Genomic DNA, 21,043 nt, shown 5'->3' with positions numbered 1-21,043 from the left:
CCAGGCGGACCGGCGGGACGGTGCGGTGCGGACGGAACCGGGCTGATCGGTCAGCGGCGGGGCGCGGTGGCGGGTGCGAGACCGGCAGCGGTGAGCGAACGCCGTACGGCCGGCTGCGCCCCGGTCAGCCGCAGCGGCACCCCGCTGCGCTGGGCGGCGTCCCGGCCGGCCACCAGCGCGGCGACTCCACCGGCGTCGACGCCACCCGCGCCGTCCAGGTCCACCACCACCTCGCGGGGCTGGCCAGTCAACGCGCCGAGCACGGCCCGACGCAACTGGTCCGCGCTGTCCCGGTCCACCTCGCCGCCGACCTCCACCACCACCCGGTCACCGGCGTGCCGTACGGCGATCCGGGTCCGGGCGCTCTCCGCCTCCGCGCCGTTCTGCCAGGGCGGCGGGGCGTCGGCGAGCATCGCCTGGCGCAGCCAGGTCAGCGCCCGGGACAGCAGCCGGGAGACGTGCATCTGGGAGATGCCGAACCGGGCGGCGATCTCGGCCTGGGTCTGGTTGCCGTAGAAGCGCATGGCCAGGATCCGCCGTTCCCGCCAGGGCAACCGGTGCAGCAGGCCGCTGACCGTGACCCGGTCGTCGACCGACTCCAGCGCGTTGTCCGACTCCCCCACCAGGTCGCCGAACTCCGCCGAGCTCTCCCCGCCCACCGGCGCGTTCAGCGAGGCGGGGCTGTACCCGGCCGCCGACTCCAGGGCGGCGAGGATCTCCTCCTGCGGGGTCTCCAACCGCTCGGCCAACTCCGCCACCGTCGGGGTGCGGGAGAGTTCGCTGGTCAGCGCGGCGGTGGCCTGGCCGACCTCGAGGATCAGGTCGCGCAGCCGACGGGGCACGTGCACTCCCCAGGTGCGGTCCCGGAAGTGCCGTTTGATCTCCCCCACGATGGTGATCGCCGCGTACGCGGTGAACGAACCACGTTCCGGGTCGTACCGGTCGACGGCGTTGACCAGCCCCAGCCGGGCGACCTGTTCCAGGTCCTCCAACGGCTCGCCCCGGCCCCGGTACCGCCGGGCCAGCCGGCCGGCGAACGGCAGGGCGAACCGGACCAGGTCGTCCCGGGCCTCCTGCCGCCGTTCGGGCGGAAGGCCCTCGATCCGCGCCGCGTAGGCCAACGCTGCCGCGTCGAGGTCCTCCAGGCCCCGGTCGGTCGGTGACGGGGTGGTTGTCGTGGGCTGTCCGAACATCCGCGCCTCCCTCGGGAAGGTCCCCGCCCCACCCGCAGGACGGTCACGGACGCGACGAGGCGCCGCACCCGGTGCGGAAAAGGGCGGAAGGTAGGGAATGCCGACGAGCGACAACAGCATGCCGCGCAGCCCGTGCCGACCGGGCCGTGGCAGCCAGCGGTGTTTCCGCTCTGTAGGTACTCAACCACGGGACGACCAGGTCACGAGGATGTTTCGCCAGGCTGGCCCGGCCGGGTTCCGGGCCGTCACGCGGGCCCGGCGAGGTCCGCTGGTCCGCGTGGGCGCCAGCAGGCCACCGGCCGGCAGCGGACTCAGCCCACCAGCAGCCCGTGGGCGCTGCCGCTGGCCCGCAGCGCGGCCAGTGCCGCGTCCGCCCGCAGTGGCGGCGGGACCGGCAGGTCGTACGGCTGGTTTCGGAGGACCTCGGTGGCCCGGCGGGTCGGCACCGAGGTGACCGGGTAGCCCCGCGCGGCGGTCCGGTCCACGGCCCGGCGGCGGCGGCCGAACGCGGCGACGGCGAGCCACTGCGGCAGTCCGGCCAACGCCGGCGAGGGCACCCCCGGCGGCTCCGGCAGGACGTCCACCGAGGTGAACGGCTCGCTGCCGGCGAGCCACCACTCGACGGCCGAGACCCGGCGCCGGGTCGCGTTCTCACACCAGTACGGCACCAGCCCGGCCCGGACCACCTGCCACGGGTCGAGCAGTCGGCCGCACTCGACCACCAGCCGGTCACCGGTCTTGCCGGCGGCGCGCAGCCAGCCCCGGTACAGGTCGGCGGTGGCCGCGCTGAGCACCTCCGGCTGGGGGAAGAGCACCCGGCGCAGGGGGTGTCCCCGGAGTCCGGCCCACTCCCGGGCACCGCGCTCGAACCCGCCCTCGACGCCGTTCTCGGCGAGGGCCTGGGCGCAGGAGACCTCCGGCGGGTCCCAGTGGGCGTGGTCGCCACCGGCGGAGTGGAGCACCTGACGTAGCGCCGGGCTGTCCGGGTGGAAGTCGACCGGGTCGAGGCCGCTGGCCGGGCAGCCGACCTGGAAGCTGTGCCCCTGCCCGTCGTCGCGTACCGGCCAGGTGCGGGCGTCCCGGAGCAGCAGCACGGACGCGCCGGGCTCCAGCCGGGCGGCCAGGAACCGGGCGTACGCGCGCGGCAGGCACCGCCAGCGCACCCCCAGCGCGACGGTCGCCCCGGCCAGCGCGCCCCGGCTGGCCGGGCAGTGGACCTGCCGGACGTGCACGTCGGTGTTGCCGCGCAGCAACCGCTCGGCCAGTGCCGCGCCGTGCTCCCGGGCCGCGCGGGGGTGGTCCACCACGCCGTCCTTCCAGCGCACGCTCATCTCGAAGCCGGCGGGCAGCCACGGCACGCCCAGCGCCACCGCGAGGTGTACGGCCGCGCCGTGCGCCGAGCCGAGCACCACGCCCGGATACCGCCGTTGGGGGTACTGGTCGACAAACCAGTCGGCCACCCGTTCGACGTCCACCTCGGCCGCCCGCTCCACGGGCAGCGCGACCCGGCCGGCGGTACGGGCCACCGCCGCCCGGCGTACCGGTTCCGGCGCGCCGGGAAACCGCGCCAGCGTGGGCGGGTGACCGAGGTCGGCGCAGTCCACACCGCGCAGCGCCCGGGCGGCTGCCGCCACCAGGACCCGGGCGGTACTGCCGGGCGCCACCACGCGCTCACCGGCAGGACCGGTGCCGTCGGCCGTGGGCCCGGTCCGCGTCCCGCGTCCCGGCCCGACCGTCCCTCGTTCGCTCGCCACGCGGCACGGCTTCCCGTCCGGATGGGGTTCAAACGGGGCGTCCGCCACCGGGCGGGGGGATTCAGCGGGCTTCGGCCTGGGACTGAACAATTGCCGACACCGGCCGCACCGTCGTGGTCACCACAGGAAGCCCGCGCGTAGCCTCGACGACACGAGACGCGGGTGCCCGGAGGTGTCCCATGCCGATCCTGCCAGTGATCGCCATCGTGGCCGTCGGTGCGAAGGTCGCCGAACTGGTCTACCGACGAGTCACGCCCGGCCGCCGGGTGACCGGTCAGCCGGAGTTCCTCCGCCCACCGACCCCCGAGGCCAGCCGGGTCAGCCGCCCCACGAGCTGACCAGCCGTACGGCTACCGTCCCGGGGCCGGACGGTCCTGCGGAGGCTGACGGTCCGCTGAGGCGCCGTCCCGCTCCTGCTGACAGAGGTAGCACAGGTCGGCGTCGTAGTGGTGTGGGCACTTGGCCTCCTTGGGCCCGTCGTCCCCTCTGCTGCCGGTCACGTCGCGCTCCCTTCTCCGCCGGAGGCACCGGTCGGCGTCCGGCGGGCCCGCAGCCGGCGGTACTCGTCGCGCAGAATCCAGCCGACCTCCAGCCCGGTCAGCAGCAGCCCCACACCGAAGGCCGTCCAGCGCCACGCCGCCTCGGAACCGGCCACCGCGGCCCCGCCGCCGTACGAGGTGGGCGGCGCGGCGACCAGCGTCAACGCCAGCCCGAGCAGGCCGATGGCGGTGTTGTAGGCGAGCTGCACCCACCGTTGCGCGCGGAACCAGGACGCCAGGTGCGCGCGTTGGATCCGGGCCCGGATCTCCTCGTCCTGTTCGGCGGGCAGGTCGTTGACCGGTCCCCAGGCCAGCGCGTCGGCCCGGCTGTAGAGCCGGGCGCGGGACCGGAAGCCGAGCTGGATGGAGAGCACGAACGCGGCGACGACCAGGAGGAGGACCAGGATGACCGCACCCGGCCAGCGGAACGAGGACGGCGCCTGCCCGACGCTGGCCAGCAGCGCGATGGAGAAGCCGGCCAGCAGTGGCGCGGCCACGCCGTTCTTCGCGTCCGTCGCCGCCGGTTGTCCGTACTCGGCCGGGGCCGCCCACATGGGTGGGGTGGGCGGGTCGGGCAGGCGCGACGGGTGAGCCACACGGCGTATTGTGGCACGACTCCACCACGGACAGTCTGATGTGGACAGCAGGCGGACGAGGTTGGGAGCCACCATGGCGGTGTCGGAACTCGTCGCCCGCGTCCGCGCGCGCGTCGCGGCGGCCCGACGGGACGGCGACCCGGCGGCGGTGCTGGACGCGGTGGACGCCGCACTCGACGCGGTGCGACAGCTCGCCGACCGGGTGTCGCCGGTCGGTGACGACCTGGCCGAGCTGTGCGCCGTCGAGGGCGCCCTGTGGCACGACCGGTACGCGCTCGGCGGGGCGGCGGCGGACCTCGACCGAGCGGTGGAAGCCGGCCGCCGGGGCGTCCGGTCGACCACCGACGTGCGGCGGCGGGGCGACCGGCTGACGTCCCTGATGACCGCCCTCGCCACCCGGTACGAGTCCGGACGCTCCGCGGCCGACCTCACCGAGTTGGTCGACACCGCCGAACTGGCCGCCGACCACCCCGGCCTCGACGACAGGCGGCGCCGGCCCGCCGCGCGGACGGCCGCCGAGGCGTTGCGCGAACGGTCCACCCGGACCGGCGACCTGGCCGACCTGCGGCGGGCGGTCGCCCGGCACGAGCAGTGCGGCACGCTCACTCCGACCACCGACCCGGAGCACGCCCTCTACATCTCGGCGCTGACCGAGGCCCGGTACGCGCTGGTGGAGCGGACCGCGCCGACGGCCCGCTCGGAGCCGACCTCAGGGCAGCGGCCGGCGCTGACGCTGCGGATGGTGGACCCGACGGCCGACGGCTGGACGTGGGAGCTGTCCACCGGCGGCGAGCCAGTCGCGACCCGTCGCGTGACGTTCCGGGGCGGGCCGTGGTCCGAGCTGTTCGAGGACCTCTCCGGATACCTCAGCCGGTATGCCGTCCCGGAACTGGACCCGCAGCACCTGCGGGACATGCTCCGTCCGGTCGGCCAGTGGGTGACCCGCGAGCTGCTCGGGCCCGAGCTGGCCGGACAGCTCGCCGACCGGCTGCCGGCCACCCTGACGGTACGGCTCGACCCCGCCTGGCACCGGCTCCTCGGCTCCCCGCTGGAGCTCGCCGTGGTCGACGGGCGTTCCCTGGCCGAGCGCGGGACCTCCGTGGTGTACGGGGTGGACGGTGCGGCCAGCGGCCCTTCGGGCTCGCCGCTGCGGGTGCTGGCCGTCTTCCCGCTGCCGAACGACACCGCCCCGCTCGGCCTGCGGGCCGAACGGCTGGCCGTCGAGGACGTGGTCCGGCGTGCCGTCGCCGCCGGTCAACCGGTGGAGCTGACCTGCCTCCAGTACGGTGTCACCCGGCACACGCTGCGCCGGGTGGTCGCCGGCGGCGACTGGGACGTGGTGCACGTCGCCGGGCACGGCCAGCATTCCGGGCTGCTGCTCGAGGACGAGGCGGGTGGCTCCGATCCGGTCTCGAGCGACGACCTGGTCGAGCTGCTGTCACCGCTGGCCGGGCGGACCGCCCTGGTCGTGCTCGGCTGTTGCAGCAGTGGGGCCAACCGGGCGGCCCGGCTGCTCGGCCAACTCGAGGGCGCTCCGGCGCGTACCACCGGCGACGGTGACCCGGCCGCGCCGGAACGGGCACACGGTCTGGCCGCCCGGCTCACCGCGGCCCTGGGCGCCAGCGTGGTGGCGATGCGGTTCGCCGTCGACGACGACGCCGCCCGCGACTACGCGATCGGTCTGTACGAGGGGCTGCTGCTCGACGGGCTCAGCGTCGACCAGGCCAGCCTCCGGTCGGTGACCGGGGTCCGGGGCGGGGCGGGAAACGGGGCGCTCGCCGTCCTGGCGCCGGTCACCCCGGTCCTGTACGCGCCCGGTACGCCCCCCGGCGTCCTGCTGCCGGCTGTCTCGCCGGAGCACCCGGTTCCTCCAGCGTCGGCAGCCGGATCACTGTTCGTGGGTCGTACCGCGCTGCTGGCCCGGATGTGGGCGCTGCTGGGTCCGGCCGGCGACGCCCCCGCGCTGGCCCTGGTCGGTCCGCCCGGCATCGGCAAGACCGCCTGCGCCCGGGAGTTCGCCGCGACCGCCGGGCGGGCCTTCGACCGGGTGGTCCCGCTCGACCTGACCGAGTCGCCCACGCCGGCCGAGGCCGCCCGCGCGCTCCTGGCCGGGCTGGGCCGACCGGACGGCGACTGGGCCGCCGTTCGCGCCGTGCTGGCCGGCGGCCGGATCCTGGTCGTCGTGGACCCGCTCGACGGCGTCCTCGGCGAAGACGCGGCGGTGCCGCCCGAGTGGCGGGAGGCATTGGCGGCGCTGGTCGACCACGGTGGTGCCAGTCGAGTCCTGTTCACCGCCCGCCGTACGGTCGACGCCCTGCCCGCCGGGTGCGTGTCCGTCCCGGTCGGCGTCCTCTCCGGCACCGAGGCCACGGCGTTGTTCGCCGCGCTGCCGAACCTGGGACGGATGCTGCGGGCCTCCCGTGCCGTCCCGCCCGGGACGGCCCCGGAACTGCTCCTCACCGTGTCCCGGGTCCTGGTGACCACGAACGGCCATCCGGGCCTGCTCCGGACCTTCGACACGTTCGGTACCGACCTGGTCCGGCTGCATGACGCGTACGCCGACTTCACGAGGCTGGCGACCGGCACCGGTCCCCCGGTGCCCGGGCCACGGTGGCGACGGGTGGTGGCGGGCGGCCGATGGGCCCGGGCCAGCCTGGCCCGGCTCACCGCCGACCAGCGGGTGCTGCTCCTGCTGCTGGCCACGTTGCCCCACTACGCCCAGCATCTCCTCGACGAGCACTGGCCGGGCTGGTGGCGTCGACACGGGGGCAGCGGCGACCCGCCACCCACCGGACCGCTGCTCCAGCAGCTCTCCGACACGCTGCTGATGGTCACCGGGCCGACCGGCACCGACGGGTTCCACCGGGTCGACCCGATCGTCGCCGCCCAGCTCGCCGAGACACCCCCGGACCGGACCGCCGTCGCGGACGTACACGCCGCCGTGGCCGACCTCCACCTCCTGCTGTGGTGGCGCGCGGCGACGGACCCGCCGGACGGCGGACCGGTCTCGACGGTGGCCGCCGCCAACGCGGCGCTCTGGGCGGCCACCGCGTTGGCCGAAGCGGGTCGGCTCGACGAGGCGGCCCACGTGCTCGTCGCGCAGCTCGACCTTGATCCGCCCATGGACCTGGTCCGGACGTTGGCGGTGGGCGGGCGGGGTCTCTACCACCGGGCCACAGAGCCGCGTACGCGGGCGACGGCCGCCCTCGCGTACGGTCTCGCGCTCGCCCGGTACTCGCCGGACGCCGGGCACCGGCACCTCACCACCCTGTACGAGCTGTACCGGTCCGACCACCCCGACGTGGCCGCCCGCGCCGGCGTCGGCATGCTGGGCCTCCAGCTCGACCTGGGCCGGACCGAGGCGTTCTCGCCCCTGGCCGACCAGGTGGCACAGCTCGTGCCCGACGGCGGTGACCTGCGGGCGGGGCTGGCGCTCCAACTCCGCTACGAACGCCTGCGCCACCTGCTGCTCTGCGACGAACCGGAGTCCGCCCTCGCCGGGGCCGAGGCGCTCCTGGCCGAGTACGACACCCCGACACCGGCTGCGGATCCCCCGCCCGGGCCGGCCGCCGCCACCCCGGCCGAGGCCACCGCCCGGATGGTTCGCCACCTGGCCGTCGACCGGGCGTTGACGTCCGCCATCCTGGCGTGCGGGATGCTGGGTCGCCCGGAGGACCAGCTTCGGTACGCCGAACAGCTCTGGATGGAGCGGGCCCGCCGCCGGGACACGCCGGAGTCCCTCGCCGAGGCGATGCTGCACAAGGCCAACGCCCTGGGCCAACTGGGCCGGTTCGCGGAGGCCCGCCGGTTCCTCGACCGCTGCCAGCGGGAGTTCAGCCGGCACCCGGGCTTCGAGCACCTGACCATCGCGGTGACCCTGCGCGTCGCGCTCGACGTCCAGGACGGGCAGTCGACCGACCTGGAGAGTCTGCACCGGCAACTCCTGGCGCTGCGGTACCGGATCGGTGACGCCCTGGTCATGCTGGCATCGGCGCACCTCGCCCTCTACGGGGCGATGGTGACGCGGTTGTCGACGCAGGACGACGCCGGCACGGACGAAAAGGAACCCTCGTCGGCCGCCCTCGCCGGGCACCTGCTCGCCGCCGTGGCCGCACTGTGGGTGGCCGGCCAGCGGACGGCGGCCCGACGGGCCCTCGACGAGTGGGACATCGTCCTGGCCGACCTGCGGGAGGAGGACCCGTCCCAGCGGTGGGACTTCGCCTGGATCGACCGGACGCTGGCCGAGGAACTCGGCTGGGCGGCGCCGCTCGCCGAACGACTGCGGCAGCACTCCGGTGACCGGCTGGCCGAGGCCGAGGAGTCGTTCCTGGGCCTGATCGACACGATGTTCGAGGCGGACCGGGCACGCCAGGAGGAACGGCAGGACCGGATCCGTGCGGCCCGGGAGGAGTTGGCACCGGTGTTCGAGGTGATCCTGGCGGCGGCCCAGGGCGACCCGGACGCCCGGGCCGAACTCGAGGAGGCCTGCCAGCGCTGGGCGCAGGACGAGGCCACCCGACCCTGGGCGGAGGCATTCCGCGCGCTGGCCAACGGCTGCGACCTGGAAACCCTGATCGACCTGGTCGCGGTCGACGGCGTCACCATCCTCGCGCCCCTACTGCGCGACCTAGCGGCCCTCAACCACATCCACCTGCCCTAACCCCACCCCGTCCCCCACGCCCGCCCGGCCCCCACCCCCGCCCCGTCGATCATGGACTTTGGGCACCGAGCAAACCAGCACAATAACGGCCAACCACCCGCCACAACTCCATGATCGACGAGGGCGAGGGCGAGGGCGGGGCGGGTGGGCGGGTGGGCGGGTGGGCGGGTGGGGCGGCTCAGGCGCCGCGGCCGGGCGTGCCGGCGTCCACGTAGCGCAACACCGCCCCGACCCCGTCGGTCAGCTCCGGGGCCTCGTCCGGCCCCAGCACGGTCACCGCCGCGTCCGTACCAACCAGGGCCCGCACCAGCGCCGCGTCGGCCCGTACCCGCTGGGGGTGGTCGACGGCCATCGCGGTGAGCTGTCCCGGGTCGGTGGCGATCTCGGTCGGCTCCGGGCCGATCCAGAGTTCCTCGGTCGAGGACGGGTCGTCCACGATCAGCATGGTGTCGACCTGGTTGCGTTGCAGCGCGCCGACCACCGCGTCCAGCCCCGCACCGACGTCCTCCTGGACGCCGAACCGGTTCAGCGTCTCCCGGATCCGCCGGTCGGCCACCTCGGCGACGGCCTGCACGGTGATGTCCTCCATGGCCGTGAAGTCAGCGCCCCCGGTCCGTTTGCCGGCGTCGGTGCGGACCATCCGGTCCTGCCAGCGTGCGGGCAACTGGGCGGCGATCACGCCGGTGGCCCGGACGTCCCCGGCGAGGACCACCACCTCCGCGCCGACCCGCTCGGCCAGCGCGACCGCCGCCGCGGCGGCGTCGCCCCCGTTGCGGTGCCACGCCTCGGTCGCGGCACGCTGGTAGCGGGACTGGGACCAGCCGCCGGGCTGTACCCGGTGCAACTGGTAGCTCTCCCGTCCCCGCACGTGGGCCCGGCGCGGCACCCCGCCGGCGCTGACCGCCACCACGTCCGCGCCGGTCCGGTCGGCCAGCACCCGCACCCAGGCGACCTGCTCGCCCCGTTGGGCGACCAGGGGCATGGTGTGCGGCAGTGGACCGTACCCGGCCAGGTCCCGTACCGGCGGCGCGGCGAGGTACTCGGTCAGCACCACGCGGCCCCGGCTGGCGAATACGGCCAGTCCGTAGTCGCCGGCCAGCGGGGCGTGACCCCGGACCGTCCGGTCCAGCGCCGCCACGGTCTCCGGGTCCGCCCCCTGTTCGGCGAGGCGGTCCGCCAGGGCACGCCACCGCAGGTCCAGGGCGGGGCGTGCGTCCTGGGTGTCCCGTGAGGCGTCCAGGTAGACCGAACACCACGGTCCGGGACGCTCGAAGAGCGGGCTCAGGAAGGACAGCTCCATGCTCGACCCCTTTCCGGCTCGGCCCCGCGCTTACCCGTACCGGACGGGATGTCACCTCTGCCGCCGACGCCCGGCGCGGGGCGGGGGTCGGCGGCCGGACGCGCCGTGAGTCCGTTCACTCATGTCGTTCAACTCACTCGACCGATACGATCGGTGCACAGAACAGAACATTCGGTGGTGATGATGGACAGCGACCTCCAACGCCCGCGGATCCTCCGCCCGAACGGCCGGATCTTCACCGGGCGGGTGGTCCGTTTCATGGACGGCTACACCCGCGAGATGAAGGTGGGGCAGTCGATCCTGGTGGCGGTGATGACCGCGGCCGGCCTGACCCAGGTGCTGACCCTGCTGGTGCGGACCCTGTTCAAGGCCGGCGCGGGTGGGTCGGCCCGGCGCACCTTCAAGGAACTCAAGCAGGGCCCCGAGTTCCTGGTGACCCCGATGCGCCTACGCGACACCGATGGGCAGCTCTACGAGGTCGAGTTGCACGGCCACCTGGCGCAGAGCGCGGTGCACCCCGGCGACCACGTCCAGCTCACCCTCCGCGACCAGGGTGACCCGGATCTGCCGCCACGGATCGAGCGGATCGTCAACATCACCACCACCCAGTGGCTGACCCCGCGTCCACCGACGGTCTGGTCCCACCTCGGCCCGCCGCTGCTGCTCCAGGCCTTCGTCGGGGTGCTGCTGGTCGGGCTGGTGCTGGCCTGGGCGGTACTGATCTGAGCCGGGGCCGGGTTTGCCGGCCCGGTGCGTCGGGCAGAGAGCCCGGCATGTTCCCCGGTTTCACGCTGACCGAGATCGACGTCGGGCCGGTGCGTCTGCGGGTACGCCACGGCGGCTCCGGTCCACCGGTGGTGCTGCTGCACGGCCACCCCCGTACCCATGCCACCTGGCAGTGGGTGGCGCCCCGGCTCGCCGACCGGTACACGGTGGTCTGTCCCGACCTGCGTGGCTACGGCGGCTCGGGCAAGCCGGCGACCACGCCCGACGCCGCGCCGTACTCGAAGCGGGCCATGGCCGGCGACGTGGTGGCGCTGATGCGGCGACTCGGGCACGAGCGTTTCGCGGTGGTCGGCCACGACCGGGGGTGCTACGTGGCGATGCGTACCGCACTGGACCACCCGGAGCGGGTGACGCGGCTCGGGGTGCTCGACGGCGTGCCGATCGGGGAGGCGCTGGCCCGCTGCGACGCCCGGTTCGCCGCCCGGTGGTGGCACTGGTTCTTCCTCGGCCAGCGGGACAAGGCCGCGGAGCGGGTGATCAACGCCGACCCGGACGCCTGGTACGGCGGCTCACCGGAGCAGATGGGCCCGGAGGCGTACGCCGACTACCGGCGGGCCATCCACGACCCGGCCACCGTGCACGCGATGTGCGAGGACTACCGGGCCGGCCTGGGCCCGGACCGGGCCGCCGACGACGCCGACCGGGCGGCGGGGCGGCGGATCGCCTGCCCGGTTCTGTTCGTCCACTCCGCCCGAGACGACCTGGCCGACCTCTATGGTGACCCGGCGACGATCTGGCGGGACTGGGCCGACGACGTGCACGCCACCTCGATCGACTGCGGGCACCACATGGCCGAGGAGGCGCCGGAGCGGCTCGCTGCCGAGTTGGCCGCCTTCCTGGCACGCTGAGCGCCGCACCCCGGCGGCGCTGGTCGTCCGCCGCCCAGCGGCCGGGTCAGCCGACCGGGATCGGGGCGCGCTCCGGTACGGCCGCCGGGGCGAGCCGGCCCCGGCGGCGGGCCCAGCGCTCGAAGACCAGCGTGGCGAACGGCGGGACCGCACAGAGCAGGGCCACCGCCGTGGTCCCCCAGCCCCACCGCTGCTGGCGGGCGACCACCAGGGCCAGCAGGCCGTACGCCATGAAGAGCCCGCCGTGGACGGGCCCGAAGACCTGGACGCCGATCTCGTTGCCGGGCGGACCGTACTTGGCCGCCATGCCGAGCAGCAGGCCCAGCCAGGAGCACGCCTCGGCGACCGCCACCGCCACGAACCACCGGGTCACCTTTTCGCGCACGTCCTCTCCCCTCTCGCGGGGCCATGTTAGGGGCGCCGGTGGGTAAACGACACGCGGGTGACCGGCGACGCGAGCCGAATCACGCCGAACGGCGGTGGACGGGGAAAGGGACCTCCGGTTCTTCCCCGCACCGCCGAGACGTGCGAGGTTGGAGGTGCCAAAGGTGACAGGGTGGTGACCATGGGCGAGGACGTCGGCGTACGCGCCTTCACTCGGGAGGACCGGGCCCGGTACCGGGAGAAGGTCCGCCGCTGTCTCGACGTCTTCGCGGAGATGCTGCGGGAGTCCCGGTTCGAGTTCGAGCGCCCGACGACCGGGCTGGAGATCGAACTCAACCTGGTCGACGACGCGGCGATGCCGGCGATGCGCAACGCCGACGTGCTCGCCGCCGTGGCCGACCCGAGCTTCCAGACGGAGCTGGGCCAGTTCAACGTGGAGATCAACGTCGCGCCCCGACGGCTCGCCGGCACCGGCACCGCCGAGTTCGAGCAGAGCGTCCGGGCCAGTCTGAACGCCGCGGAGGAGAAGGCCCGCACGGTCGGCGCGCACATGGTCATGATCGGGATCCTGCCGACGCTACGGCCCGAGCACCTCACCGTCGGCACGCTCTCGGCGAACCCGCGCTACCAGCTCCTCAACGAGCAGATCTTCGCCGCCCGGGGCGAGGACCTGCGGATCGCGATCAGCGGCGTGGAGCGGCTGGCGACCACCGCCGACACCATCACCCCGGAGGCCGCCTGCACCAGCACCCAGTTCCACCTCCAGGTCAGCCCGGCCCGGTTCGCCGACTACTGGAACGCCGCGCAGGCCGTCGCCGGGGTGCAGGTCGCCCTGGGGGCCAACGCGCCGCTGCTGTTCGGCCGGGAGCTGTGGCGGGAGACCCGGATCCCGCTGTTCGAGCAGGCCACCGACACCCGCGCCGAGGAGATCAAGGCCCAGGGGGTACGCCCCCGGGTCTGGTTCGGGGACCGCTGGATCACCAGCGTCTTCGACCTGTTCGAGGAGAACGTGCGGTACTACCCGGCGCTGCTGCCGATCTGCGACCCGGAGGACCCGGCCGAGACACTGGCCGCCGGGGACGTGCCGCAGCTCGCCGAGCTGCGGTTGCACAACGGCACCATCTACCGGTGGAACCGGCCGGTCTACGACGTGGTGCGCGGCCGGCCACACCTGCGGATCGAGAACCGGGTCCTGCCGGCCGGGCCGACCGTGCTGGACACCGTCGCCAACGGCGCCTTCTACTTCGGGCTGGTCCGGGCGCTGGCCGAGTCGGACCGCCCGCTGTGGTCCCAGATGTCGTTCAGCGCGGCCGAGGAGAACTTCCACGCCTGCGCCCGGCACGGCATCGACGCGCAGGTCTTCTGGCCGGGACTGGGCTACCTGCCGGTCAGCGAGCTGGTGCTGCGCCGGCTGCTGCCCCTGGCCCACCAGGGCCTGGACGGGTGGGGGCTGGACCCGGCGGAGCGCGACCGGCTGCTCGGGATCATCGAGGGCCGCTGCCTGACCGGGCGCAACGGCGCGACCTGGCAGGTGGCCACCCTGCACCGGTTCGAGAACGAGGACCACGTCGACCGGCCGGAGGCGCTGCGCCGGATGCTCGGCCACTACGTCGACCTGATGCACAGCAACCGGCCGGTCCACGAGTGGCCGCTGCCCTGAGCCCCGGCCGCCCGGGCTCACGAGGCGGAGAGCCGGGTGCCCGGGACGCCGCCGCTGGCCGGCCGGGACGCGGACGGCCCGGGCGTCACCAGGGTGACGGGTCGTCGCGAAGCCGGCTGTAGAGGTACCCGTCACGCCACCGGCCGGCCCGGAACTCGCAGGACCGGACGACGCCCTCGAACTGGAAGCCCGCCCTGGTCAGCGCCCGCTGTTCAGCGGCATTCTCCGGCTGGGTGCCGGCTTGGATGCGCTGGGCCGGGGTGTGCGTGAAGAGGTAGTCGCAGAGCATCGCCTGCGCCCGCCAACCGACGCCACGCCCCCGCCACTCGGGCAGCAGGGCGATGCCGATCTCCCAGTGCCGGGCGTACCTCCCGTACCAGCCGGCCTGGTAGCCGACGAAACCGGCTGCCACCCGACGAGCCTCGCCGGGGTCGCCGGCGTCGGCCGGGTGGTCGTCCGACGCACCGTCGGGGTCGGCAGGTTCGCTGTCGGGTCGTCCACAGTTGACCTCGACGATCAGCCGGCCGTCATCCAACCCGAGGTAGCCGTCGGCGGCGAACCGCCGGGCCGGCTCCCCGGCGTCCCGGAAGCCGGCCCAGTCCGGGCCGATCAGGCCCGGCTCAGCGAGGAACCGGCGGAACATGGCCAGGTCGTCCTCGGTGACCGGGCGGAGCCGGACGCCGAGCCAGCCGGAGCCGTTCACCGGGCGTGTCCGCCGGACACCTGGAGCACCTGGTCGGTGCTCCAGCACACCCGGTGGGCGGCGAGGAGGACTACGGCCGGCAAATCGGTCAGCAGCAACGCCATGCCGCCCATCCTCGCATCCAGGCGGGCCGGGTCAAGATCGGGCGGTCACAGGGCGACGATCGCCGCCGTCTCGGCGGGCAACTCGACGCCGTCCCGCATGACGGTGACCCCGGTGCCGGTGGTGAGCAGGACCTGACGCACCACGCCGGGCAGGTCGACCCGCTGCGGTTTGTCGGCCAGGTTCGCCACCACCACGCACTCCCCTCGCCGGACCGCCAGGAACCGGTCGCCGTGGCGGACGTCGACCAGGTCCAGCCGGGGGTCGGAGAGGTCCGGCCGGGCCTTGCGCAACGCGATCAGGCGCCGGTGGAACTCCAGCATCTCCCGGTGCGCCGGCTTGTCCAGTTCGGCCCAGTCCAGTCGGGACCGGGCGAAGGTCTGCGGGTCCTGCGGGTCCGGCACGTCCCCCGGCGGCCAGCCGTGCGCGGCGAACTCCCGCCGCCGGCCGGTGGCGACCGCGTCGGCCAGCTCCGGCTCGGGGTGGCTGGTGAAGAACTGCCACGGGGTGGTCGTGCCCCACTCCTCCCCCATGAACAACATCGGGGTGAACGGCGCGGTCATCAGCAGGGTCGCGCCGACCCTCAGCATCGCCGGGGAGAGGGTGGCGGAGATCCGGTCCCCGGTGGCGCGGTTGCCGATCTGGTCGTGGTTCTGCAGGTACGCCACGAACCGGTGCCCGGGCACCCGCTGCCGGTCGACCGGTCGCCCGTGGCTGCGGTTACGGAAGCTCGACCAGGTGCCGGCGTGGAAGAACGCGCCGGTCAGCACCGTCTCCAGGCACTCCAGCGAGCCGAAGTCGGCGTAGTAGCCCTGCCGTTCCCCGGTGAGCAGGGTGTGCAGGGCGTGGTGGGCGTCGTCGTTCCACTGCGCGTGCAGGCCCATCCCGCCCGCCTCGCGGGGCGTGATCAGCCGGGGGTCGTTCAGGTCGGACTCGGCGATCAGCGACAGCGGCCGGCCGAGGTGGGTGGCGAGGGACTCCACCTCCACCGCCAACTCCTCCAGCAGCGGCACCGCCCGGTGGTCGGTGAGCGCGTGCACCGCGTCCAGCCGCAGGCCGTCGACGTGGTAGTCGCGCAGCCACATCAGCACACTGTCGATGATGTAGCGGCGGACCTCGTCGGAGTGCGGTCCGTCCAGGTTGACCGACCGGCCCCACGGGTTGGTGCCCTCGGCGAGGTACGGCCCGAACAGCGGCGCGTACGCCCCGGAGGGGCCGAAATGGTTGTAGACGACGTCGAGGATCACCCCCAGTCCCCGGCGGTGCGCCGCGTCGACCAGCCGTTTCAGGCCGTCGGGGCCGCCGTAGGCGTGGTGCGGGGCATACCAGCACACCCCGTCGTAGCCCCAGTTGTGTTCGCCGTTGAAGGCGTTGACCGGGAGCAGTTCGATCATGTCGACCCCGAGGTCGACCAGGTGGTCGAGGCGGTCGATCACCGCGTCGAAGGTGCCCTCCGGGGTGAACGTGCCGACGTGCAGCTCGTACAGGATGCTGCCGGGCAGTTGCCGGCCGGTCCACGCCTGGTCCCGCCACCCGAAGGCGGCGTGGTCGTAGAGCCGGCTCGGCCCGTGCACGCCCACCGGCTGCCAGGGCGAACGCGGGTCCGGCAGGGCGCGCTCGTCGTCGTCGAGGAGGAACGCGTAGTCGGTGCCGGGTCCGGCGTCGGGCACCTCGGCCCACCACCAGCCGCCCGGCCGGGTGGTCATCTCCCGGTCGGCGTCGTCGACCCGCAGCCGGACCCGGTTCGCCTCCGGTGCCCACACGGTGAACTCGGTCATAATGCCTCCCCGGTGGGAGCCAGCAACGCGACGGGATAGGTGCCGAGCAGATCGGCCAACGGCACCCGTCCGCCAGCGTAGACGCGCCCGGTGAACAGCTCGGTCATGGTGTAAACGGGAAGCGACACGTACGTGTCGTCCCACCCACCCCGGCGGTCCAGCGTCACCGGCAGCCGGGTCGCCACCACCAGGGCGCCGCCGGTGTCGAAGCAGACGGCGTGCGCCGTCGCCGGCCCGTGCGCCCGCACCGGGCGGTGGTCGCCGAACAGCTCGGGCCGGTTCCGACGCAGCCGCAGGGTCCGGGAGACCACCAGCAGCTTCGCCGCGCCACCCAGGTCGACCGGGGGCTGCCAGCCGGCGTCCAGGCGGGCCAGCAGGTCCCGCCGTACGGCGAAGTCGACCGGCCGGCGGTTGTCCGGGTCCACCAGGGAGTTGTCCCACAGCTCGGTGCCCTGGTAGACGTCGGGGACACCGGGCATGGCGAGCTGGACGAGCTTCTGCCCAAGCGCGTTCGACCAGCCGGCCCCGGTGATCTCCGCGGCGAACGCGGTAATCGAGGCGTGCAGGCCCGGGTCGTCGTACATCCGGTCGACCAAGGCGTGCAGGGCCCGTTCGAAGACCGGGTCCGGGTCGGTCCAGCTCGTCGAGTCGGCGGCCTCCCGGGCGGCCTTCTCCACGTACGCGTGCAGCCGTTCCCGCTCGATCGGCCAGGCGCCGACGACGGTCTGCCAGAGCAGGTGGGCGAAGGCCGGGTCGGGCAGCGGCGCCTCGGTCGTCCACCGGCCGACCTGCCGGGCCCAGCGTCGCGGCAGCTCGGACAGGACGGCGAGCCGGGCCCGGACGTCCTCGCCGCGCTTGGTGTCGTGGGTGGAGAGTGTGGTCATCGCCGTCGGCCAGCGGCGCTGCCGGGCGGCGGCGAAGCGGTGGAACTCCGCCGGCGGGGTGCCGAAGTGCGCGGGGCTGCCGCCGACCTCGTTGAGCGCGACGAACCGACTCCACCGGTAGTAGGCGGTGTCCTCCACCCCCTTGGCCATCACCGCGCCGGTGAGCTGTGGGAACCGCTGGCCGAGTTCGTCGTCCGGGTCGCGCAGCCGGGCGGTGAGCGCGTCCAGGGCGGCGGTCAGGTCGGGCCGGCGGCGGCCGGCCTCGGCGCGGGCGGCGGCCAGGTGGCGGGCGCCCTCGGGCGGGTAGCCCCGGTAGACCGGGAAGTTGGCGGCCAGTTCGGCGAGGGCGGCGCGGGCGTCAGCCGGGTCGATCTCGGGGGCGAGGGCGGCCAGCCGGGACAGCTCGGCGGCGAGCAGCCGGGTGGCGGCGGCGAGCTTGGTGCCGTGGATCAGCTCGGGCCAGGAGGTGGCGGTGCCGGTGAGCCGGGTGTCCAGGGCGGTGAAGTCGCTCTCGGCGTGCCCATCGACGAAGAGGCCGCAGACCGGGGCGAGCGCCTCGTATCCGGTGGTCCCGTCGACCGGCCAGTCCGGCAGTTCCTCGCCGTACTCGAGGATCTTCTCCACGATGATCCAGGCGGCGGGGGCCGCGGCCCGCAGCCGGGCCAGGTAGCCGGCCGGGTCGCGCAGCCCGTCGGGGTGGTCGACCCGGATGCCGTCGACCTCTCCGGCCGCCACCCAGCGCAGCACCTCGGCGTGCGTGGCGGCGAAGACCGCCGGATCCTCCACCCGCAGCCCGGCCAGGTCGGCGATGGCGAAGAACCGCCGGTACGTCAGCTCGGCGTCACCGCGTCGCCAGGAGACCAGCTCGTAGTGCTGCCGGTCGTGGACCTCCCGGGCGCTGCCCGCCCCGGTGCCGTCGGCGATCGGGAAGCGGTGGTCGTGGTAGCGCAGCTCCCCGTCGGCCAGTGTGAGGTCGTCCAGCGCGTCGGGACTGTCGGCGAGCACCGGCAGCAGCAGTCGTCCCCGGTCCCAGTCGATGTCGAACCAGCACGCGTACGCCGAGTCCCGGCCTCGCCGCAGCACGTCCCACCAGGCCGGGTTGGCCGCCGGCCGGGCCACCCCGGCATGGTTGGGGACGATGTCCACGACCAGGCCGAGGCCGGCGGCGCGGAGCGCGGCGACCAGCCGCCGCCGGGCCGCCTCGCCGCCGAGTTCCGGGTTGACCGCCCGGTGGTCCACCACGTCGTAGCCGTGCGCGGAACCGGGGGTGGCGGTCAGCAGCGGCGCGCTGTAGAGGTGGGTGACGCCCAGGTCGGCGAGGTAGCCGGCGAGGCCGGCGGTGGCGTCCAGGTCGAACCCGGGCCGGACCTGCACCCGGTAGGTGGCCCCGACGCGCCGGCCGGACGACGCGCCGTCCCGGCGGGGCGCAGGATCCGGCCCCGACGCCCGCGCGGGTTCGTGGGTCACCGGCATCAGACCGTCCTCTCCAGGACCACCAGGGAGCGGTCCGGCACCCGCAGTGTGCCGCCCGCGCCGACCACCGTCGTGTCGTCCGGGTCCGGGTCGGCGGTGCTGATCACGCGCTGCCACTTCTGGCCGAACTCCCCGCCGGGGAGGGTGAAGTCCAGCGGCGCGTCGTGGGCGTTGAAGCAGAGCAGGAAGGAGTCGTCCCGGTGGCGCTGGCCGTACTGGCCGCGCTCGCGGATGCCCTCGCCGTTGACAAAGAGGGTGACCGCGCGGCCGAAGTCGTTGCCCCAGTCACCGCCGTTCATCTCCCGGCCGTCCGGGGTGTACCAGGCGAGGTCGGGCAGGGGCTGCTCGGCGGTGCGGCCGTCGACCGGCAGGCCGGTGAAGAAGCGTCGGCGGCGGAACACCTGGTGGCGGGCGCGGAAGGCGGTGAGCGTACGGACGAAGTCGAGCAGTTGCTCGTCGACGGTGTCCCAGTCAATCCAGGTCAGCTCGCCGTCCTGGCAGTAGGCGTTGTTGTTGCCGTGCTGGGTACGGCCCAGCTCGTCGCCGTGGCCGATCATCGGCACGCCCTGGGAGAGCATCAGGGTGGCCAGGAAATTGCGCCGCTGCCGGGCCCGCAGGGCGAGCACGCCCGCGTCGTCGGTGGGGCCCTCGACGCCGCAGTTCCAGGACCGGTTGTGGCTCTCGCCGTCCCGGTTCTCCTCGCCGTTGGCCTCGTTGTGCTTCTCGTTGTACGACACCAGGTCGGCGAGGGTAAACCCGTCGTGGCAGGTGACGAAGTTGATGCTGTGGAACGGCTTGCGCCCGTCGTCCTGGTAGAGGTCGGCGGAGCCGGAGATCCGGGAGGCGAACTCGGCCAGGGTGGCCGGTTCCCCCCGCCAGAAGTCCCGGACGGTGTCCCGGTACTTGCCGTTCCACTCGGTCCACACCGGCGGGAAGTTGCCGACCTGGTAGCCGCCGGGTCCGACGTCCCAGGGCTCGGCGATCAGCTTGACCTGGCTGACCACCGGGTCCTGCTGGACCACCTCGAAGAAGGTGGAGAGGCGGTCCACCTCGTAGAACTCCCGGGCCAGGGTGGCGGCGAGGTCGAACCGGAACCCGTCGACGTGCATCTCCTGCACCCAGTACCGCAGCGAGTCCATGATCAGCTGGAGGGAGTGCGGGCTGCGGACGTTGAGGCTGTTGCCGGTGCCGGTGTAGTCGACATAGTGACGTCGATCCTCCTCCGACAGGCGATAGTAGCTGGGGTTGTCCACCCCCTTGAAGCTGAGCGACGGCCCGAGGTGGTTGCCCTCGGCGGTGTGGTTGTAGACCACGTCGAGGATCACCTCGATGCCGGCGGCGTGCAGCGCCTTCACCATCCCCCGGAACTCCTGCACCTGCTGGCCGAGCCGGCCCAGGGCGGAGTAGCCGTGGTGCGGGGCGAAGAAGCCGATGGTGTTGTAGCCCCAGTAGTTGCGCAGGCCCAGGTCGGCCAGGCGGTGGTCGTGCACGAACTGGTGCACCGGCATCAGCTCGATCGCGGTCACCCCGAGCCGGGTCAGGTGCTCGATCATCGGCGGGGAGGCGATCCCGGCGTACGTGCCGCGCAGTTCCTCGGGGATGGCCGGGTGCCGCATGGTCAGGCCGCGCACGTGCGCCTCGTAGATCACCGAGTGGTGGTACGGGGTCCGGGGCGGCCGGTCGTTACCCCAGTCGAAGTACGGGTTGACCACCACCGACTTGGGCATGAACGGCGCCGAGTCGGCCTCGGACATTCGGTCCGGGTCGCCCAGTTCGTAGTCGTAGACGGCCGGATCCCACCGCACGTCCCCGTCGATGGCCTTGGCGTACGGGTCGAGCAGCAGCTTGTGCGGGTTGCCGCGCAGCCCGTTCGCCGGGTCGTACGGCCCGTGCACCCGGTAGCCGTACCGCTGCCCCGGCTCGACGCCGGGGAGGTACGCGTGCCAGACGTGGGCGTCGACCTCGCGCAGCCGTACCCGCCGTTCGGCGCCGGTGTCCCACTCGTCGAAGAGGCAGAGGTCGACCGCCTCGGCCACCTCGGAGAAGATCGCGAAGTTGGTGCCCATCCCGTCGTACGTGGCGCCCAGGGGGTATCGCTCACCCGGCCAGACCTGCATGTCGCTCCTTCGGGCATTCGTCGGCGGCGTCGTCGCAGGCAGGGCCCGCCACGCGCACGCCGGTATTGCCCCGCCACGCCGCGTGCCAATCCACCCGATCGACCGAGGACCGCACCGGCCCACCGGCCTGCCCCGGTTTCAAACCTCAGGGTGGTCCTCCTCACCTTTCGCCCGCTCGGGATGCGCATCGCCGGTCGATGCCTTTTCCTTGGTGCGGGCGCGTGCGACCCGCGCGCCAGACCGGCCCACTCGGCCACCACCCACCA

15 protein-coding genes are annotated in these 21,043 nt (G+C 74.0%); 5 read left to right on the top strand and 10 right to left on the bottom strand.

The window, feature by feature from the left end; translation table 11 throughout:
- Nucleotides 1-50: 50 nt before the first annotated feature.
- Nucleotides 51-1,193 carry a SigB/SigF/SigG family RNA polymerase sigma factor gene (locus tag GA0074692_RS06505; protein WP_091640410.1) on the bottom strand — a complete coding sequence of 381 codons (1,143 nt, stop codon included), beginning with the start codon at nt 1,191-1,193 and terminating at the stop codon, nt 51-53.
- A 311-nt stretch (nt 1,194-1,504) separates the two neighbouring features.
- Nucleotides 1,505-2,860: a hypothetical protein gene (locus GA0074692_RS06500; RefSeq protein WP_091640407.1), complete on the bottom strand. Its 1,356-nt coding sequence runs from the start codon at nt 2,858-2,860 to the stop codon at nt 1,505-1,507.
- Between the two features lie 266 nt (nt 2,861-3,126).
- Between GA0074692_RS06500 and GA0074692_RS34590 the strand changes: the two genes are divergently transcribed.
- Nucleotides 3,127-3,285, top strand: a complete 159-nt coding sequence (locus GA0074692_RS34590) for a hypothetical protein (RefSeq protein WP_176738332.1) — start codon at nt 3,127-3,129, stop codon at nt 3,283-3,285.
- 12 nt (nt 3,286-3,297) lie between these two features.
- Here the strand turns inward: GA0074692_RS34590 and GA0074692_RS34585 are convergent, their stop codons facing one another.
- Both GA0074692_RS34585 and GA0074692_RS06495 read right to left on the bottom strand, forming a co-directional pair.
- A complete protein-coding gene (locus tag GA0074692_RS34585; RefSeq protein ID WP_176738331.1) occupies nt 3,298-3,447 on the bottom strand; it encodes a hypothetical protein in 150 nt (49 codons plus the stop codon).
- Nucleotides 3,444-4,082 carry a hypothetical protein gene (locus tag GA0074692_RS06495; RefSeq protein ID WP_141725185.1) on the bottom strand — a complete coding sequence of 213 codons (639 nt, stop codon included), beginning with the start codon at nt 4,080-4,082 and terminating at the stop codon, nt 3,444-3,446. The genes GA0074692_RS34585 and GA0074692_RS06495 overlap by 4 nt, the downstream gene beginning before the upstream one ends.
- A 73-nt stretch (nt 4,083-4,155) precedes the next feature.
- On the opposite strand from GA0074692_RS06495, the gene GA0074692_RS06490 reads away from it, so the two are divergent.
- Nucleotides 4,156-8,742, top strand: coding sequence for a CHAT domain-containing protein (locus GA0074692_RS06490; RefSeq protein WP_091640402.1), 4,587 nt, complete (start codon nt 4,156-4,158; stop codon nt 8,740-8,742).
- A gap of 178 nt (nt 8,743-8,920) precedes the next feature.
- Here GA0074692_RS06490 and GA0074692_RS06485 read toward each other — a convergent pair whose 3' ends face one another.
- A complete protein-coding gene (locus GA0074692_RS06485) occupies nt 8,921-10,042 on the bottom strand; it encodes a baeRF2 domain-containing protein (protein WP_091640400.1) in 1,122 nt (373 codons plus the stop codon).
- Nucleotides 10,043-10,216: 174 nt separating this feature from the next.
- Here GA0074692_RS06485 and GA0074692_RS06480 point away from each other — a divergent pair, with 174 nt between their 5' ends.
- Together GA0074692_RS06480 and GA0074692_RS06475 are read left to right on the top strand one after the other, a co-directional pair.
- On the top strand, nt 10,217-10,768 hold the full coding sequence (locus GA0074692_RS06480) for a hypothetical protein (protein WP_091640398.1): 552 nt from the start codon (nt 10,217-10,219) through the stop codon (nt 10,766-10,768).
- A 47-nt stretch (nt 10,769-10,815) separates the two neighbouring features.
- Nucleotides 10,816-11,676 (top strand): alpha/beta fold hydrolase, encoded by an 861-nt coding sequence (locus GA0074692_RS06475; RefSeq protein WP_091640395.1) that lies wholly within the window; start codon nt 10,816-10,818, stop codon nt 11,674-11,676.
- 46 nt (nt 11,677-11,722) lie between these two features.
- On the opposite strand, the gene GA0074692_RS06470 is transcribed toward GA0074692_RS06475, so the two are convergent.
- Nucleotides 11,723-12,061 carry a DUF3817 domain-containing protein gene (locus GA0074692_RS06470; protein ID WP_091640393.1) on the bottom strand — a complete coding sequence of 113 codons (339 nt, stop codon included), beginning with the start codon at nt 12,059-12,061 and terminating at the stop codon, nt 11,723-11,725.
- A 180-nt stretch (nt 12,062-12,241) separates the two neighbouring features.
- Between GA0074692_RS06470 and GA0074692_RS06465 the strand changes: the two genes are divergently transcribed.
- A complete protein-coding gene (locus tag GA0074692_RS06465; RefSeq protein WP_091652774.1) occupies nt 12,242-13,720 on the top strand; it encodes a glutamate-cysteine ligase family protein in 1,479 nt (492 codons plus the stop codon).
- Nucleotides 13,721-13,805: 85 nt separating this feature from the next.
- On the opposite strand, the gene GA0074692_RS06460 is transcribed toward GA0074692_RS06465, so the two are convergent.
- The 4 genes from GA0074692_RS06460 to glgX form a co-directional block, all read right to left on the bottom strand.
- A complete protein-coding gene (locus tag GA0074692_RS06460; RefSeq protein WP_091652769.1) occupies nt 13,806-14,363 on the bottom strand; it encodes a GNAT family N-acetyltransferase in 558 nt (185 codons plus the stop codon).
- A gap of 209 nt (nt 14,364-14,572) precedes the next feature.
- On the bottom strand, nt 14,573-16,303 hold the full coding sequence (treZ, locus tag GA0074692_RS06455) for a malto-oligosyltrehalose trehalohydrolase (RefSeq protein ID WP_091640391.1): 1,731 nt from the start codon (nt 16,301-16,303) through the stop codon (nt 14,573-14,575).
- On the bottom strand, nt 16,300-18,660 hold the full coding sequence (gene treY, locus GA0074692_RS06450; protein ID WP_091640389.1) for a malto-oligosyltrehalose synthase: 2,361 nt from the start codon (nt 18,658-18,660) through the stop codon (nt 16,300-16,302). The genes treZ and treY overlap by 4 nt, the downstream gene beginning before the upstream one ends.
- Entirely contained in the window at nt 18,660-20,777 is a 2,118-nt protein-coding gene (glgX, locus tag GA0074692_RS06445; protein WP_091640387.1) for a glycogen debranching protein GlgX, read from the bottom strand. Before glgX ends, treY begins: the two co-directional genes overlap by 1 nt.
- Nucleotides 20,778-21,043: the final 266 nt, after the last annotated feature.

It is taken from the genome of Micromonospora pallida (assembly GCF_900090325.1).
GTDB classification, from domain to species: domain Bacteria; phylum Actinomycetota; class Actinomycetes; order Mycobacteriales; family Micromonosporaceae; genus Micromonospora; species Micromonospora pallida.
This window is presented reverse-complemented; position numbering and strand designations above follow the sequence as displayed.